This window comes from Priestia sp. YIM B13551, from assembly GCF_042787905.1.
Classification (GTDB): Bacteria; Bacillota; Bacilli; order Bacillales; family Bacillaceae_H; genus Priestia.
Window position 1 is genome coordinate 446235 of sequence record NZ_JBHZOX010000002.1, and the last position, 17438, is coordinate 463672.

At 37.3% G+C, this 17438-nt stretch carries 17 protein-coding genes; 9 read left to right on the top strand and 8 right to left on the bottom strand.

What is annotated here, in order from left to right; genetic code table 11:
* Positions 1-117: 117 nt before the first annotated feature.
* Entirely contained in the window at positions 118-1521 is a 1404-nt protein-coding gene (locus tag ACFX4N_RS11590; protein WP_029323166.1) for an MFS transporter, read from the bottom strand.
* 1121 nt (positions 1522-2642) lie between these two features.
* Here ACFX4N_RS11590 and ACFX4N_RS11595 point away from each other — a divergent pair.
* The 5 genes from ACFX4N_RS11595 to ACFX4N_RS11615 all read left to right on the top strand — a co-directional run bounded on the left by ACFX4N_RS11595 (position 2643) and on the right by ACFX4N_RS11615 (position 8277).
* Positions 2643-4364: an ABC transporter substrate-binding protein gene (locus ACFX4N_RS11595; RefSeq protein WP_156622789.1), complete on the top strand. Its 1722-nt coding sequence runs from the start codon at positions 2643-2645 to the stop codon at positions 4362-4364.
* A 73-nt stretch (positions 4365-4437) separates the two neighbouring features.
* Positions 4438-5394, top strand: coding sequence for an ABC transporter permease (locus ACFX4N_RS11600; RefSeq protein ID WP_013058100.1), 957 nt, complete (start codon positions 4438-4440; stop codon positions 5392-5394).
* A gap of 11 nt (positions 5395-5405) precedes the next feature.
* Complete coding sequence (gene opp4C / locus ACFX4N_RS11605; RefSeq protein WP_377261420.1) at positions 5406-6326, top strand: oligopeptide ABC transporter permease; 921 nt, start codon at positions 5406-5408, stop codon at positions 6324-6326.
* Positions 6327-6337: 11 nt separating this feature from the next.
* Positions 6338-7315, top strand: coding sequence for an ABC transporter ATP-binding protein (locus tag ACFX4N_RS11610; protein WP_057273625.1), 978 nt, complete (start codon positions 6338-6340; stop codon positions 7313-7315).
* Positions 7312-8277, top strand: coding sequence for an ABC transporter ATP-binding protein (locus ACFX4N_RS11615; RefSeq protein WP_029323178.1), 966 nt, complete (start codon positions 7312-7314; stop codon positions 8275-8277). Before ACFX4N_RS11610 ends, ACFX4N_RS11615 begins: the two co-directional genes overlap by 4 nt.
* A gap of 83 nt (positions 8278-8360) precedes the next feature.
* Here ACFX4N_RS11615 and ACFX4N_RS11620 read toward each other — a convergent pair whose 3' ends face one another.
* From ACFX4N_RS11620 to ACFX4N_RS11630, 3 genes are all read right to left on the bottom strand, one after another.
* Entirely contained in the window at positions 8361-8495 is a 135-nt protein-coding gene (locus ACFX4N_RS11620; RefSeq protein ID WP_377261423.1) for a hypothetical protein, read from the bottom strand.
* A 203-nt stretch (positions 8496-8698) separates the two neighbouring features.
* On the bottom strand, positions 8699-9604 hold the full coding sequence (locus tag ACFX4N_RS11625) for a TauD/TfdA dioxygenase family protein (RefSeq protein ID WP_274589127.1): 906 nt from the start codon (positions 9602-9604) through the stop codon (positions 8699-8701).
* A gap of 341 nt (positions 9605-9945) precedes the next feature.
* Positions 9946-11160 carry a threonine synthase gene (locus ACFX4N_RS11630; RefSeq protein WP_057273627.1) on the bottom strand — a complete coding sequence of 405 codons (1215 nt, stop codon included), beginning with the start codon at positions 11158-11160 and terminating at the stop codon, positions 9946-9948.
* Between the two features lie 406 nt (positions 11161-11566).
* On the opposite strand from ACFX4N_RS11630, the gene ACFX4N_RS11635 reads away from it, so the two are divergent.
* The 4 genes from ACFX4N_RS11635 to ACFX4N_RS11650 all read left to right on the top strand — a co-directional run bounded on the left by ACFX4N_RS11635 (position 11567) and on the right by ACFX4N_RS11650 (position 15500).
* The gene (locus tag ACFX4N_RS11635) at positions 11567-12793 is read left to right on the top strand and encodes a dicarboxylate/amino acid:cation symporter (RefSeq protein ID WP_029323185.1); all 1227 of its coding nucleotides are present in this window, start codon (positions 11567-11569) and stop codon (positions 12791-12793) included.
* Positions 12794-12843: 50 nt separating this feature from the next.
* On the top strand, positions 12844-12975 hold the full coding sequence (locus tag ACFX4N_RS11640) for an FbpB family small basic protein (RefSeq protein WP_013058107.1): 132 nt from the start codon (positions 12844-12846) through the stop codon (positions 12973-12975).
* Between the two features lie 312 nt (positions 12976-13287).
* Positions 13288-13920 (top strand): MarR family winged helix-turn-helix transcriptional regulator, encoded by a 633-nt coding sequence (locus ACFX4N_RS11645; protein ID WP_377261427.1) that lies wholly within the window; start codon positions 13288-13290, stop codon positions 13918-13920.
* Between the two features lie 53 nt (positions 13921-13973).
* Complete coding sequence (locus ACFX4N_RS11650; protein ID WP_013058109.1) at positions 13974-15500, top strand: MDR family MFS transporter; 1527 nt, start codon at positions 13974-13976, stop codon at positions 15498-15500.
* Between the two features lie 178 nt (positions 15501-15678).
* Here the strand turns inward: ACFX4N_RS11650 and ACFX4N_RS11655 are convergent, their stop codons facing one another.
* From ACFX4N_RS11655 to ACFX4N_RS11670, 4 genes are all read right to left on the bottom strand, one after another.
* A complete protein-coding gene (locus ACFX4N_RS11655; protein ID WP_274589126.1) occupies positions 15679-15969 on the bottom strand; it encodes a hypothetical protein in 291 nt (96 codons plus the stop codon).
* A gap of 37 nt (positions 15970-16006) precedes the next feature.
* Positions 16007-16264, bottom strand: a complete 258-nt coding sequence (locus ACFX4N_RS11660) for a hypothetical protein (RefSeq protein ID WP_142319185.1) — start codon at positions 16262-16264, stop codon at positions 16007-16009.
* A 60-nt stretch (positions 16265-16324) separates the two neighbouring features.
* The gene (locus ACFX4N_RS11665; protein WP_301264506.1) at positions 16325-17101 is read right to left on the bottom strand and encodes an SDR family NAD(P)-dependent oxidoreductase; all 777 of its coding nucleotides are present in this window, start codon (positions 17099-17101) and stop codon (positions 16325-16327) included.
* A gap of 188 nt (positions 17102-17289) precedes the next feature.
* On the bottom strand, positions 17290-17424 hold the full coding sequence (locus ACFX4N_RS11670) for a hypothetical protein (protein ID WP_274598736.1): 135 nt from the start codon (positions 17422-17424) through the stop codon (positions 17290-17292).
* Between the last annotated feature and the right edge of the window lie 14 nt (positions 17425-17438).

The following is a 17438-nucleotide window of genomic DNA, read 5'->3' on the forward strand; positions in this document are numbered from 1 at the left end:
ATGGGATAAATTATTGAATGATAAAAAGAGCCTTCTCTATGCTATACAAGGAGAAGACTCTTTTTCAGTGTTCATATTTTGCGCAGCAGTTAATGTAGCAGCTGCTTTTTATTTACTTTATTTTTCTGTTTGCTCTGTGTGCCACCATAATGAATCTTTTGGATTTTCAACAGCTTCATTGTATTCAGATTTAGAAGCAACCGTTGGGTATGAACCTTTGAGTGATTTTCCTGCTGTGTTCGCAAACAAGAATAAAATCACGAAAAATCCGATGATGCTCACAATGGTTAAATAAAACGCTGGAGCCAAGTGATTGCCTGTTGCGTGAACTAACCATGTCGCAACTAATGGCGTCGTTCCTCCAAAGATAGAAACTGAAACATTAAACGTGATCGCTAATGTTCGGTAGCGAATATCTGTGTAGAACATTGTTGGCAGCGTTCCTGGCATTGTTCCTTCATACGTAGCAAGTAAAACACCTAGAATAAGAATACCGATTGAAACAAAGACTAAACCATTTAAGTTAATTAAATAGAACGAAAAGGCTGACAGTAAGCTCAATCCGCCTAAACCGATTAAGAAAACTTTCTTGTTTCCGATTTTGTCACTCAGTTTTCCAAACATAAGAGCAAGCGGCACCATTAAAATCATAACTGCCGTAATTAATACCGTACCAACTGTGTTTGATAAACCAATAATTTCATTTAAATAAGAAGGCATGTACGATAATAGCATATAGTTTGTAATGTTAAAGAAAGCCACGGCTACGAAACAAACAAACACATCTTTTTTGTGATTTTTTAAAATAGAGAGGAAGCTTTCTTCTTCAACTTCGTCTTCGTTGGAAAGTTCATTTTCAAAAATAGGTGTTTCCCCTAAACTTCTTCGTAAATAAAAACCAATAAGTCCTAAAGGTAATCCTAATAAGAAAGGAATTCTCCAGCCCCATGAGGCCATTTGTTTATCCGACAGAATAAAAAATAGTAAGCTAGCTAGCAGTGAAGCAAGAATATAACCAACAAGTGTACCGATTTCTAGTCCACTTCCAAGTACATTTCGCTTATTATCTGGAGACGATTCTGCAATATACACCATCGCACCAGCATATTCACCACCAGTTGAAAAACCTTGAATGATTCGTGCAATTAATAAAAGGATGGGTGCCCATATACCGATTTGATCATATGTAGGTAACAACCCAATGAGTAATGTGGAAAAGGCCATTAAAATAATGGTGGTGGTTAAAACGACTTTCCTTCCTAACTTGTCCCCAATTTTACCGAATATAACACCGCCTAATGGACGCATTAAAAAGGCAATCGCAAATGTGGCAAATGTGAACACTAATTTGAGCTGATCATTTTCAACTGCGCTAAAAAAGTTTTGACTAATAATTACGGCTAAATATGAATACAAGCCAAAGTCAAACCATTCCATCGCGTTTCCTACTCCTGTAGCAAAGACGCTTTTTTTAGCGTTGTCAATATCTACGACGTTAATTTTTTTCTTATTAAACTTCATTTCATTACGTCACCTCCGCGGTATACGATTATACAAGACTGAGTAGTAAAGTCAAATTTGACTTACTGTATTTCACACTTAAATGTGTTGTAACACTCCTTATTTTTAAGTAAAAAACGAAAACTATTCATGTGATGTTAAATATTAAAAAAGGTTATGGCTAAAGGGATTGAAGCCAAAAAATGCTGAGGAAGGAACGCTAACAAATAAATGAATTAAAACCAAAATAAACTTTTTTTATTTCAACGTACAATTCATTGCTATTAAAAAAACGATTTTCGCCTAAAATAGGGATCGTTTTCGATGGAATTACAGTCGCTGAAATAGTAACTTGTCGTTAAAGATAACGCATCTGGTTCACAATGTGCTTGGTAGCAATTTCCACTCAGGTTATCTGACAATTATTGTTACAACCCATTAGATATAAGCTTTATTTTTGTAATAGATACACTGTTTCTATTACAAAAATTATGTAGCCTTAAAAATAAATATAAAGCCCGTTCTAACAAGTGCAGCAATGGATGATTCGGTCCATAGAATAAAACTTTAAGAGTTGGCTGGGGTTCTAGGGATAGAAATTCAACTCCTTTCTCCGTATAATCGTTCGTGGCTTCAAGTAGGTCTTCTACTGTAAAAGCAAGCGGGTTTACAATACGACTTTTGGCATATTCTTCAAGTTGAGTATATGCCAAATGAATTCAACTTCCTCACCAAGCTGTTTCTCTGGATGTAAAGATGCCATCTCTCCTTTTTCGAATACCCCCTAAGACAAACTTTAAACCTAAATGTATCCGTATTATATTGAATGTAAAGATTCACAACTATAACAATAATTTACATATAATACTTTTTTTACATTTTTTCTATGATAAATGAAAACGCTTTACAATGTGCGGCGTGCTGTTTTTAAGTTTTTATTTTCAAGAAATTACTTTTTATGATAAGTCATATTTCTTTAACTGAAGTCACTTTGATACTTATTGACTCTCCCATATCTTAGAAATATCATGAAATAAAACATACTTTTTCGATAAGAATTACATGTTTTATTATACATAGAACTGGAAGTGATAAAAAAGTTTACTGGTTTTGCACAAAGAAAATATAACTTGGGGTGGAAAATGATGAAAAAAATGACTGGTTTAGTGTTAACAATGACTTTTGCTAGCTTTTTATCGGCATGTGCACTAAATAGTAGCACAGATGAAAAAGCTAATAAGGAAACAACTTCTGCTGTACAGACGGCCGACATTAAACAAATAAAAGATCAGGTAATAAAGGCTTCTAACACAGGAAATATTCCAGCCAAAGCGCTAGAAAGAAAAGATACGTTTATTGCTGGAATGTCAGCTCCCGGAGGCGTCTTTTTGCCTTATTTCTACGACAACGGCTGGGATGGAAACGCAACAAGTCCTATCTTTAGCCCTTTAGTAGATTTAGATAAAAACGGAAAACCCATTCCGATTTTAGCAAAAAGTTGGGAAATCTCAGATGATCAGCTTGTTTATACGTTTCACTTAAAAGATGATTTAAAATTCAGCAACGGCTCCCCTCTTACTGCCGATGACGTAGCTTTTACATTAACACTTCTTCACGATCCAGCTTATGACGGATGGGGTGACTTAGCAACCGCTACAATTAAAGGTGGAAAAGACTATAAAGATGGAAAAGCAAAAACAATAGAAGGAATCAAAGTGGTTGATCCTTTAACAATTAAAATCGCAACGGAAAAAGTAAACGCAAAAGCTCTTTTATTACTAGGCGGTATCGTGCTATCAAAAGATTATTACGGAAAAGACTATACGTACGGTCATTTAGATTATTTAAAGAAGCTCTACTCTAAGCCTGTAGGATCTGGACCTTATAAACTGGAAAAATATATTCCCGGTCAAGAAATACGCTATGTTGCAAATAAAAACTATTATGACGGCCCGCCTAAAGTGAAGAATTTCATTTATAAAGTAACCACGCCAGAAACAACTTCTCAGCTATTTGAAGCAGGCGAAACAGACTATGACCGTTTTCCAGCAGAACCGGAAAGCGTAGAGCAGCTTAAAGAGCTAGGTTTTGCAAATATCAAAGTGACAACCGCTAACTCTTATAGCTACGCGTATATTAACAATACTAAGCCTTATTTGAAAGATAAAGCCGTCAGACAAGCATTGATATACGGACTTGATCGTCAAAAAATTACGGACGTTACGTATAAAGGATACGGCACTGTCGCTAATGTACCTGTTTCTCCTGTTTCATGGGCATACACAGAGGATGGCATCAACAAATATAAATATGATGTCAAAAAAGCCAAACAGCTATTAGATGAAGCAGGATGGAAAGTCGGAAAAGACGGAATACGAGCTAAAGGTGAAGCGAAGCTGAAAATTAGTTATTTAACAAGCAGAAATGACGACGACTTTATTCCAATCGCAAAAGAAAATTACAAGGCGCTCGGCATTCAATTTAACCCGGAAGTATTAGACTTTAATACGCTTTTGACTAAGCTGAATAAAAAAGATTACGACTTAGCTGCCGTTTCTACCCCTATGCTTTCTGATCCTGACGATGCAGTCGCTGATTTAGCTTCGACTCATCCTGATAATTCAGCAGGCTATTCAAATCCTAAAGTAGATAAATTGCTAGAAGAAAGCGTTAGCACTACGGATATTAACGAACGCAAAAAGATTTACCATGAACTGTATAAAGAATTATCTGATGATCCACCCGTTATTTTACTGAATTACCGCAAAGTCATTCACGCTAATAATGCACGCATTAGCGGACTTAATCCAGATAATTTCACTGGGATTTCTTCGAGCCTTCCAAACCTTTCAATTAAAGAGTGAAGTCTCCTTTCATGTATAGGTAAAAAATAGTGCCTGGTCCTAGCCCCCGTGCACTTTTAGGGAGGAACACGTATTGAAACAATATATTTTTTATCGATTTTTACAAATGATTCCTATTTTAATTGGAACATCTTTTCTTATTTTTGTTCTTTTTGCTTTATTGCCCGGGGATTATATCGACTCAAACCCTAAGCTGACTCCGGAAAGAGCTCAGGAACTACGAGAATTATATGGACTTGATAAGCCGATTTTAGAAAGATACGTAAGATGGTTTACAGATTTAGTAAAAGGTGATTTTGGTTTTTCATTAAAGTACCAAGAACCTGTAACGTCATTATTAAATAAATTCATTTGGAACTCATTTCTTATAGCTGCAGTTTCTCTATTTTTCACCTGGACGATCGCTCTATTTACAGGGGTTATTTCAGCTGTAAAACAGTACTCTTGGTTCGATGGTTTCGTTACACTTGGTGTTTTTGCTGCTATGTCCTTCCCTTCTTTCTTTATTGGTTTATTGCTTATTAAATTTTTTGCTGTTGATTTAGGAATTCTTCCAATTGGAGGGATGATTGATACAGGCAGCAATACAACAAAGCTAGCTTATCTGCTAGAAGTGAGTAAACATATGGTACTGCCGGTGGCGATTTTGACTCTTCTAAGCGTAGGTTCATTAACCAGATATTTTCGTACAGGAATGCTTGAAGTCGTTCGGCAAGATTATATACGAACAGCACGTGCAAAAGGATTAAAAGAACGTTCTATCATTTTTAAGCACGCGTTAAAAAATGCGTTGCTTCCTGCTATTACACTGTTAGCTTTTGAACTGCCCGGGCTATTTTCCGGTGCGATTATAACAGAACAAATTTTCAACTGGCCCGGAGTGGGCAGAATTCAGCTCGAAGCATTAAGCTTTAGAGATTATCCAGTCTTAATGTCTTTTACGATGTTACTTTCTTTCTTAACGATTATAGGTAACTTTTTAGCAGATATTACATATGCAGCGGTCGATCCGCGAATCCGGTTAAAGTAGGCGATTATTGTATGGAAACTTCATTAGTAACAGACCAGCCGCAAAAAGACGCAGTTTCAAAACCAATATCACTATGGAAACAAACGTATATGCGGCTGGGAAAAAATAAATTAGCGATAAGCGGATTATTCTTTTTGCTTGCCATGATTGCTTTTAGTTTTATTGGCCCTTTGTTTTCTCCTTATGTTAATAGTACCGTAAACGTTAATTTAATGAATCATCCGCCAAGCGCAGAGCATTGGTTAGGTACAGATAAGTACGGAAGAGATGTACTTACCCGCTTGATGCTTGCTGGTCAAATTTCTCTCACTGTAGGAATTGCTTCTATGGTTCTATCCGTTTTAATTGGCTCTGTTTTAGGAGCTGTTGCTGGTTTTTACCGAGGTATCATTGATCAAGTGCTGATGCGGCTAGCTGACATATTGATGTCTATACCTGGCCTTCCTCTTTTATTGATCATGGGCGCTATTTTATCAGAATGGAAAACGCCTTCTGAATACCGTATTTATATTATTATGCTAATGCTCAGTTTAATTGGCTGGCCTGGGCTTGCAAGGCTTGTTCGCGGCCAAGTTCTTTCACTGCGTGAACAGCCTTTTATTCAAGCCACACAAATATTAGGTTTAAGCGATAAAAGAAAGATTTTTTATCATTTAATCCCTAATATTTTCCCTTTATTATTGGTTGTTGCTACTTTAAACGTAGCAGGAGCTATTTTAAGTGAGTCTGCTTTAAGCTACTTGGGACTAGGCGTCACTCCCCCTACACCTTCTTGGGGAAATATGATTGATGCAGCTAATAATTTAGTTGATTTTAAAAAGCGACCTTGGCTTTGGGTTCCACCAGGCGCTACCATCTTTTTAACGGTCATTTCTATTAATCTTCTTGGAGACGGTTTAAGAGATGCTCTTGATCCTAAAATGAAAAGGTAGGTAATGAATAGATGAATACACCTTTACTAGAATTAAAAGACTTACACACCTCTTTTCATACGGAAGAAGGTACGGTTACAGCAGTAAACAACGTCAGCTTTTCCATTAATCCCGGTGAAACGGTATGTATCGTTGGTGAATCGGGTTGCGGGAAAAGCGTAATGGCTCTATCCATTATGCAGCTGCTTTCTGATTCAGGGGAAATTACAGACGGTAAGATTTTATTTAATGGATCAAACCTATTAGAAAAAACAAAAAAAGAGATGAGAAAAATTAGAGGAAAAGACATTGGTATGATTTTTCAAGAACCGATGACATCTCTAAATCCAGTATTCACTATTGGAGACCAAATTACCGAGACTCTATTAGAGCATCTATCTATCAGTAAAGCTGAAGCTTGTGATAAAGCCATTGAACTTGTTACGCTTTTAGGGATACCCAATGCTAAAAAAATAGTAAAAAGTTATCCGCACGAGCTAAGCGGAGGTATGCTTCAGCGGATTATGATTGCGATTGCACTCGGGTGCAACCCTAAGCTATTAATTGCCGATGAACCTACTACTGCTCTAGATGTAACGATTCAAGCTCAAATATTAGATCTATTACAAACTATAAAACATGATCTTGGTACATCAATCTTATTTATCACACATGATCTCGGCGTTGTAGCTGAAATGGCTGATACCGTAATGGTGATGTATGCAGGTAAAATCGTAGAAAAAGCACAGGTAGTTGAGCTATTTCAAAATCCAAAACACCCCTATACGAAGGGTCTGCTTCGCTCAAAGCCGGTTATCGGCAAACGAACACAAAGGCTGCATTCGATATCAGGGCAAGTACCAAAACTTACGGACCTTACAGAAAGTTGTTATTTCAGCGAGCGCTGTGAACACTGTATGGATATTTGCAAAACACAAGCTCCTCCCTTCATTTCAGAAAATGACCACTACACAGCCTGCTGGCTTTATAAGGAAGGTAAAGATCAATGAGTGAAACGCTGTTAGAAGTAAACAACTTAAAAAAATTTTACTCCTCCAAATCTACGTTATTTAAATCAGTAAACGAACAAGTAAAAGCGGTGGACGGAGTAACTTTTTCAATTAAAAAAGGTGACATTTTCGGATTGGTTGGTGAGTCAGGAAGCGGTAAGTCTACTTTAGGAAAAACCATTTTAAGACTTCATAATAAAACAAGCGGAGACGTATTTTTTAAAGGAAAGAACGTTTTTAAGCTGTCAAAAAAAGAGCTGATTCATTACCGTTTGCAGTCACAGCTCGTCTTTCAAGATCCTTTTAGTTCTTTAAACCCTCGAATTAGAATAGGCGAAGCGATTGGAGAAGCTATGATTCAACATAAATTAGCTTCCCGAACTAACGTAAGAGATCACGTCTTGTCGATTATGGAGAAATGCGGTTTATCTCCTTACCATATAGACAGATACCCGCACGAATTTTCAGGCGGACAGCGTCAGCGAATTGTCATTGCCAGAGCCATGGCTTTAAACCCTGAATTTGTTGTAACAGATGAGCCAGTATCTGCACTGGACGTATCAATTCAAGCTCAAATTATTAATTTGTTTAGTGAACTTCAAGAAAAAGAAAATTTGTCTTATCTGTTTATTTCACATGATTTAAGCGTCGTCGAGCACCTGTGTAACAAGGTTGCTATTATGTATTTAGGAAATATTGTGGAGCAAGCATCAAGAGATGAATTATTCAAAAATCCACTGCACCCTTATACAAAAGCGCTTTTATCTGCCATACCGATACCTGATCCAACCATCAAAAGAGAAAAAATCATTTTGAAAGGTGAAATACCAAGTCCGATTACACCTCCCTCTGGGTGTAAGTTTAGGACAAGATGTCCGATTGCCCAGAAGAAATGTGCAGATATTCCACCTGACTACAAAGATGTCGGTTCTAATCATTTTGTAGCGTGTCACTTTGTATAAAGACCCATAAGAAGGCATTGAGACATAACGAAATCAATTCAATCTAAAGACGAACAAATGGGATAAATGAGCTGAACTGCTTGTTACAACGCTGTTGATTTCCGTGCAAGACTTCGCTTTCCGCGGGCGGCCGGTGAGCCTCCTCGTCGCTTACGCCCCTGCGGGCTCTCACCTATTCCGCTTTTCCCGCAGGAGTCTTCGCCTTGCCCTCCAACCAAAAGCTAGAAGCAGCCAAACACATTAAATCTATGTTCACCATGACAAAAAGATCCGAAATGTTAATCAATAATTTTGATTAACATTTCGGATTTCACTTCAACTAAAAGATTTTTGTCTCAGCCTCTTCTTATTATAAGTGCGAAACTTTTCTCACCTGCCTTTGCTTTGAAAGAAACATGCTGGTACAAAATAGAACCTGATTTCATTCTTCTTTTTTATAAGTAATACTCGTTTGCCCGTCGATACTCACAGGCACTTCTCCAAGCAAAGTAACTCGTCTCATAACGCGGTGCTTTTCTCCGTAGTCATTAATTGCATAGTGCTGGGTTGCGCGATTATCCCAAATCGCAATATCACCTGCTTTCCAGTGCCAGCGAACCGTGTTTTCTAGTCTTGTTACATGGTCTTGCAGAATTGAAAAAAGATGATTTGAATCCGAAGAAGATAACCCTTTAATTTTTTTAACAAAATGTCCTAACACTAACGTACGCTCTCCCGTTTCCGGGTGAATTCTTACGACTGGATGTTCTGTTTCATATACAGTAGAAGCGAATACTTTACGGTGACGCTCTAAATCTTCTTGTGAGCGATTAGGATGTCTTCCGCCGTAATCATAGTCATTCGTATGCACCGCCCAAAGCTGATCAGCTAGCTGACGCAGCTCTGAAGGAAGGTTTTGATAGGCAACGGCTGTATTTGCCCAAACTGTATCTCCTCCTGCTTCTGGGACAACTACAGCTCGAAGGATCGATGCTTTCGGGTATGTATCGATGAACGTTACATCGGTATGCCAAGAGTTAGCTCGTCCTCCTCGTTCAGAATCAAGTTCAAATAAATAATTGCTGCCTTCTTTTATCGGAACGGTAGGATGCGCTTCCGGTTCACCAAATAACGCAGCGAAGGCCTCTTGTTCAGCATCGTCAATATGCCCTTGGCCTCTAAAAAAGACCACTTTATGCTTTAGCAAAGCTTTGTTAATGGCATTGAGTGTCTCGGCATTTAAATTTGAAGATAAATGCACTCCTTTTATTTCTGCTCCAATGTGACCAGCGATGGGCTGTACTTCTAAAACCGAATTTTTTGCTGCGCTTTTGCTAACTGTACTCATGATACGTCCTCCTCGTAAGTTCCCTAAAAAGAGAGCTTTTCATTTTTTATGACAAATTCATTTTCTAGAGTATAGCCGTATTTCTAAAAAACAAAAAGGACCAGTCCATTCGCTTGAGCGATCGTCCGGCCCCAGTTGCCTGGTAGCATTACATTCAGCTTTAATTCCCAGTAAATCAATTTGTTTAATTGAATAATAGATTACTAACAAAAATAAGTCAATATATTTAAAATAATCTAAATTTTAAATTTATTATTTATGATTTGGACAGGATCAAATTAAAAAATAGATCTCCGCTTAGACTGCTTAAAGTCGGAGATCTATTTGGATGTTTTTTTATTTTATTTTTTAGTAAGGCTGCCATTTCGCTCTAAAATAGGTACTTCAATATCTACCGTGTTTGGATATTTAACTCCAAGCCCTGTATTTAAAGCAACAACCGTTTCGTTTTCTTTAATCCAGCCTTCTTCTCTTAAACGGCGTGCAGCTAAGAATGTAGCAGCACCTTCAGGACAAATGAACGAACCTTCAAGCTGCGCAACCTTTTTTTGTTCCTCCACAATCTTATCTTCGTCCACCGCAATCGCGCATCCATTTGTATTGTATACGGCCTCTAAAACAAGAAAGTCCCCGATTGCTTTTGGTACGTTGATACCAAAGGCAATGGTTGAAGAATCCGGCCAAAATTCAGATTCTTGTTTTCTCTCATTCCACGCTTTTACAATAGGCGCGCAGTTTTCAGCTTGTACCGCAACTAAACGAGGAAGATCACCTTTAATCCAGCCAAGCTCTTTTAATTCATTTAACGCTTTATAGATGCCGATTAAACCAACGCCTCCTCCTGTTGGATATAAAATTACATCAGGAAGATTCCAAGAAAACTGTTCAGCAATTTCCAGGCCCATTGTTTTTTTACCTTCTATTCGGTACGGCTCTTTAAGCGTAGAAGCGTCATAAAGACCCCAGGCTTTAATAGCTTCACCGACAATTTTACCCGCATCGCTGATGAGTCCATCGACTAGGTAAAGGTCAGCTCCAGCGACAGCACACTCATTTCGTGTAATAACAGGCGCATCTTTTGGCATTACAACGGTTGCTTTTATGTCAGCGCGTGACGAATAAAGCGACCAAGCGGCTCCGGCATTCCCATTTGTAGGCATCGCTAACTGTTCAACGCCAAGTTCTTTTGCTTTTGACACACCTACAGCGGCGCCTCTAGCTTTAAATGATCCCGTTGGAATAATACCTTCATCTTTCATATATAAGCTTGGAATGTCCATTTCTTTACCTAGCTTAGGCATTTTTATAAGCGGAGTCATCCCTTCTCCTAAGGTAACGACGTTTTCTGGATCTTCTACTGGAAGCAGTTCATGATATCTCCATAGATTTGGTTCTCTGCTTTGGACATCTTCTGGACTTAGATTGTCTTTCAGTCTCTCTAAATCATACGCTACTAATAAAGGTGAGCCACATTCACATAATTGATGTTTTTCTTTTGGACTATATTCATTTTTACATTTAGGACAATATAAGTGAGAAACATAACTAAACGGCATCATACACACTCCTTTAAATTCTGTAAACATAATAACATATATAAAATATAATTTATAGTATTTTTATCAGAATTATAAGGTATGACTTATTCATGGTTTTATAGATCATTAATAAAAGCGTAAAAACCTTAAAATATCAGGGTTTTTACGCTTTTTCTAACACTGCTTATATTACTTTTTTTAACATTAAAACCATTAATTTTAGATAAAAACCCGAAGAATAAACAAAATCCACACTTTACTTATAGGAATAATTGTTTTAGTATGTAAAAAGATATTTTAAGGAGGTATTTTAGGTGAACGCACTTTCGATAGTGAATAAGCATAATAATAGCATGTGTACTTGTCTAATTCTCAAAGGTTACTAAAGCAAAAACAATACTACACTACAAGGAGAATTGGACAGATGGCTGCAAAAAAGAAATTTAAGCTTAATTTAGGATTAAAAGTAATTATCGGATTAATTCTTGGATTGATCGTTGGTTATGTTAGTAAAGAAGTTGGTTTAAAGTTAGAAATAGTAGGAAAAGCGTTTATCCAGCTTATTCAAATGGTGATTGTCCCTCTTGTTTTCCCATTGATTGTATTAGGAATCACAGGGATGCATGATACAAAAAAGCTGGGACGAGTAGCGTTTAAAACGCTTCTCTATTTTGAGATTGTGACTACAGTATTAATTATATTAGGAATACTCATTGCTAAAGTAACAAATGTAGGTGGACATATGCATGTAGGTGCAGTGGATACTTCCTCGTTAGGAAACCTAGCAAAAGGCATCGACTTTGGAGAGTTTTTCTTAAGTATTATTCCAAGCAATATTGTAGAAGCAATGGCACAAGGAAAGCTGTTGCCGATTATTTTCTTTGGTATTTTTGTAGGGTTAGCTCTTACATCACTTGAAGATAAAGCGAAGCCGGTTATTACATTTTTTGAAGCATGGCTACAAGCTATGTTTAAAGTAGTCGAATACGCGGTATCGTTTGCCCCAGTTGGCGTATTTGGATTTATCTCATTTAGCGTGGCTAAATACGGGATTGGCAGCTTGCTTTCTTTAGGTCAATTTGTAGGTATTACGTACTTATCTTTTGCCGTTACGGCATTTGTTGTGTTTCCGATTATCGCACTTATTTTCCGTATCCCTTATAAGGAACTGTTAAAAAGAACCGGAGATTTGATTTTATTAACGTTTACAACGCGCAGCTCAGAGGCTTCTATGCCGCTGCTGATTCATCGATTAGAAAAGTTCGGAGTGTCACGTTCTGTCACTTCTTTTGTATTACCAACCGGCTATTCTTTTAATCTAGATGGAGCTAGCATCTATATTAGTGTAGCGATTATCTTTCTTGCCAATGTATATAACCTACCTCTTAGTCTTGAACAAATTATTGTGATCATTGGTTTATTAATGCTTATGACGAAAGGATTAGCAGGCGTTCCTTCGGCTGTCATCGTTGTACTGTTAGCTGCCGCGAAAGAAATTGGCTTACCTGCAGAAGGAGTCGCTTTATTATTAGCAGTTGATTTCTTTGTAGACATGGGCCGTTCAGCATTAAATGTCGTAGGAAACTCTTTAGCTACTGTTGTTATCGCAAAGTCTGAGAAGTCGTTTCATTTTAATGCCGAGGACAAATAACCATACCCCCTCATCGTTCAAAAACACGATAGTGAGAAAGAAGTGTTAGTTTGTTTAAACAGAAAAAATCTTTTGAAGAGCTAGTAAAAGAAAATAAACAAGCATTATTAAAAGATAAAAAAGCAATGGAGAAAATCGAAAAACGTATTGAAAAACGCCATGAAGTGATAAAGCTAACTTAGTACAGTTAGCTTTATCACTTTATTTTGTAATCATATCTTTTAGCAAACTTACTTAATCAAGTAAGGGATTTCTATAGAATATACAGCTTTTATGCATATGTTTAACTTTGTCAAAGTATCTTTTTTATAAGAAATTGACATTTTAGTAAGGTACCTTTATTATTTGATAAGGTACCTTATTTTTATGTCAAATGAATCCTTCCTATCTTATTAAAAGGATAAAATTTTTTATATAGATAAGTGCAGCGTTAAATTAGTAAGGAGGCTTTTATCGTGAATGAAAGAGATAACGAATATTTACACGAGCAAGATTTGATCGATCAATTTTTCAGGTTCCAGAGACAGCTGGCAAGATACCAGCGACACTACTTTGTTAATCGAAGAGATGCTGGAGCACTAGGTGATCAGCACCGGGGGCAAGGACGGATATTAAAATTATTAAAATTGCAGCCTAAAACTACACAAAAAGAGCTGTCGTACTTACTGGATATGAGACCTCAGTCAATAGGTGAATTACTTAGTAAGTTAGAAAGAAAAGGTTACATTGCTCGTACGCCATCTGAGAAAGATCGGCGAGTACTTTCCGTTGAGCTAACAGAAGCTGGACTAGAAGCTATCGAGGCTACGGAGGAACAAGACAATAACTCAGGCATCTTTGATGTTCTTTCAGAAGAAGAGCAGGATACTCTTTCACATTTAATGCAAAAGTTAAATACTTATTTAGATGAAGAAATGTTAAAACAAGGTCATGATGAAAATCAAGAATTTCGACGCCATAATGACCTACGAGGATTTGGACCTCACCACAGATTTTTTGGTGGTGATCCAGAGCATGGTCCAAGAAGTTTTGGGCGCGGACCTTGGGGAGACGGTGCTGAATTTAGAACACCGAGATTTAGAAACCGAAATCCCCGAGAGACTAATAGAGATAATGACGAGAAATGATTCACATGCTGTTTAGTGATCATTTCTAATAATTTCACGAGAGGAAACGCAATATGGAAAACATCTCAAATGTTGGAGAACAAGTTTTAAATAATAAAAACAATAAAATACTAGTAATGACTGGATTAATGATTGGAATTATTTTTTCTGAGCTTGATGAAACAGTTGTAAATACAGCCATGCCAACGATTATACGTGATCTTGGCGGATTATCTATGTATGGCTGGGTTGCAGGCATCTATATGCTAGCTCTATCTGCTTTCATGCCTATACTAGGAAAATTAGCCGATTTATTTAGTCGAAAAAAAGTCTACTTCGCTTCTATGGCTTTCTTTATTGGAGGCTCCATTATATGCGGGCTTTCTCATTCAATGATTATGCTTTTAATTGGAAGAGGAATTCAAGGACTTGGCGCGGGTGGCCTCATGCCATTAGCCATGACGATTTCGAGTGATTTGTTCCCTGTTGAACAACGAGCAAAAGTTCAAGCGTTTATGGGACCAGTTATGTTTATCCCTATGCTTTTAGGCCCGCTAATGGGAGGCTTTTTTGTAGATCAAGCAAGCTGGCATTGGATTTTCTTCGTGAATATTCCAGTGGGATTAATAGCAGTCATTTTTTTAGCAAGTGGGTTAAAAGAAGTACATGAAAGAAAAAAAGTAACAATTGATTGGGCAGGAGCTATTCTTCTAGTAGCTGCAATCATTTCGTTATTAATTACGCCTGTTTTAGTCGAGAACGAAGGGTATACGTGGAGCTCTCCATTTATCGTTTCGCTACTATGTGTAGGCGTGATTTTAATTGGACTGTTTATTTGGGTGGAATCAAAAGTGATTGAACCTATTGTACCGCTGCATCTATTTAGAAATCGTAATATTTTAGTATTGTCACTGCTTGTTTTTACTGTAGGCTGTGGATTGATGGGCTCATTCTCATCTTTCCCTTACTTTGCACAAAATGTATTAGGCCTTACTCCTACAGAATCTGGGTATTTAACTTTGCCCATGATGGTAGGTGCTGTTGCAACCTCAATCGTTTCTGGATTTCTATTAACAAAAGTTCGGTACCGCGAATTATTCGTGATTTCTTTCATTATGCCTGTTATCGGTTTTTATTTATTTTCTAAATTAGATATTAGTACCACTACCCTGCAGGTCATTATTTTCTTTTTTATCACCGGTCTTGGTTTAGGCGTTATGTTCGGTGGAGATAACTTAATTGTTCAAGAATCTGTAGAAAAAGAACACAAAGGAATTGCCTTGGCAACCGTTCCATTGTTTCAGTCTATTGGCGCAACTGTCGGAGTAAGTATGTTTGGGACGCTATTATCTTCCACACTTACGTCAAATCTAAGCAGTTTAGGCGATGAATTGCCTAAAAGTATGGCAAATAACATGAATAGCCTGGCAGCAGGAGGAATTCCAAGTGGACTTACTCCAGAATTATTTATGAAAATTAAAGTTTTATTTATTGAATCGTTTCAGCATATCTATACTTACGCATTTGTACTTACGATCATTGCCTTTGTTTTATGCTTCTTTCTAAAAAAAGAAGTGCTATCTTCAAAATCAGAAGAGTAATAAAAGAGATTCTTGCTTTAGCCAAAGGTGTATTTGTACAACAGTCGTTCCGAAAAATGCAAAAGCCAATTCGAATTTAACACGAATTGGCTTTTTTTATTAATAGATTAAAGGTTTTACCTTAGTTATTTCGGATTTATATTACCATCAATTGTACTCTTGATTGTTCCTTCTTTTTTTAAATAGATTTATTCACACTCTCTTTTTTAAAGACTCCTGTTAAAAGCGTAACGAGTCCTATTAAAAAGAAAATAGGAAACAATAACATCATTAATGCAACTCCTGCAAAACCTTCTTCCTGACTAATAGCATATAGAACCGAAACCACCCATGAAAAAAATGGAGCTATGATCAATATAATCGTTGTTCCCCACACTATATATTTTCTTTTAGCTGTTTTCCCTCGGCTTAGTCCGCTTGCAAACATAAGCCCTACTACTAAAACTGTTAATGCCACTCCAATTGCCATTTCATCACCGCCTTTAGCAGCCAGTTTCTCTTTTACTTTACATCGTTTTCTTTTTTGCCTCTTGGACGGAAATAAATACGCTTGTAACAACAAGTAAGAGTAAACCTTCTCCGATAATCATTAAACCTTTTATTTGAATGTCTAGAGCATCAAACCCGCTTATTTTCGCAAAAGCATAAAGAAGTAAAAATGAACCGAATAACATAGTAACGAATGAAATAACAAGGGCGACTATTCTTTTGTTACATACGATACTTACAAAAAGGATTACCGTAAATACGATACTAATGGCCATACAATTATTAAGAATGAAAGACATACGCATCCCCTTAAATATCTTTTTATTCCATTATTCTTACTCAAACCTAAATCCAATCCCACCGTCTACAATAATGTTTTGACCCGTAACAAACGAAGCATCATCAGAAAGGAGCCATTTTACTGCTTTTGCGGCTTCAATCGGATCACCAATTCTGCCCAGCGCGTTTAGCTTTTGATAGGATTCATTGAGCTTTGCTTTTTCGTCTTCAGATAGATTTGAAAACCTTTCTTCTAACATAGGCGTACGAAATGCACCTGGGCACAGAGAGTTAATTCTTATATGTTGATGGCCATATTCTTGAGCAACTGACTTCGTTAAAGCAATCACACCGCTTTTCCCAGCCGCATATACGCCAGTCCCTGCTGAACATAAAATAGCGTCCATTGACGATGTATTTACAATGACCCCGCTATTTTGTTTGGTCATTACCTGCAGCTGATATTTCATACAAAGCCATACACTTTTTAACGTAACGTTTATTAAATGGTCAAAGTCTTCTTCTTTGAATTCATGGGTAACATTAGAAGCTGCCTCCGTGTTAGCCGCATTATTAAAGCTCACATCAATTTTTCCAAACGTCGAGTATGTTTGGCTCACGAGATTTTTAACATCTTGACTATTCGTTACATCCGTTTTGATAAAAAGAGATTGAGGAGACCACTTTCTTAATACAGAAAGAGCTTCTTCTCCTTTTTCACTATTTCTAGAAGCAATCACAACAGACATGCCCTCTTTTGCGAGTAATTCCGCTGTAGCTAAGCCAATCCCCGACGTTCCACCCGTAATAATCCCTACTTTTTCTTCAAACATATAGTTCTCCCCTTTTGCGTTTAATGAAGTCCCAACAAATTAAATGTAGTAACATTAGCCATAGAAGTTATTCAGCTTTGGGTAGATTAATACCTGCTTCGAAACACTAAAAAGAGAGTAAGACACAACTAAAGCAATTCAATCTAAAGGCGAGCAAATTGGATACATGAGCTAGTTTAGGTCACTCGCTACATCGCTGTTGATTTCCGTGCAAGGCTTCGCTTTCCGCGGGCGCCCACTGAGCCTCCTCGTCGCTTACGTTCCTGCGAGGTCTCACCTATTCCGCTTTTCCCGCAGGAGTCTTCGCCATGCCCTCCAATCAACCGCTAGAAGCACC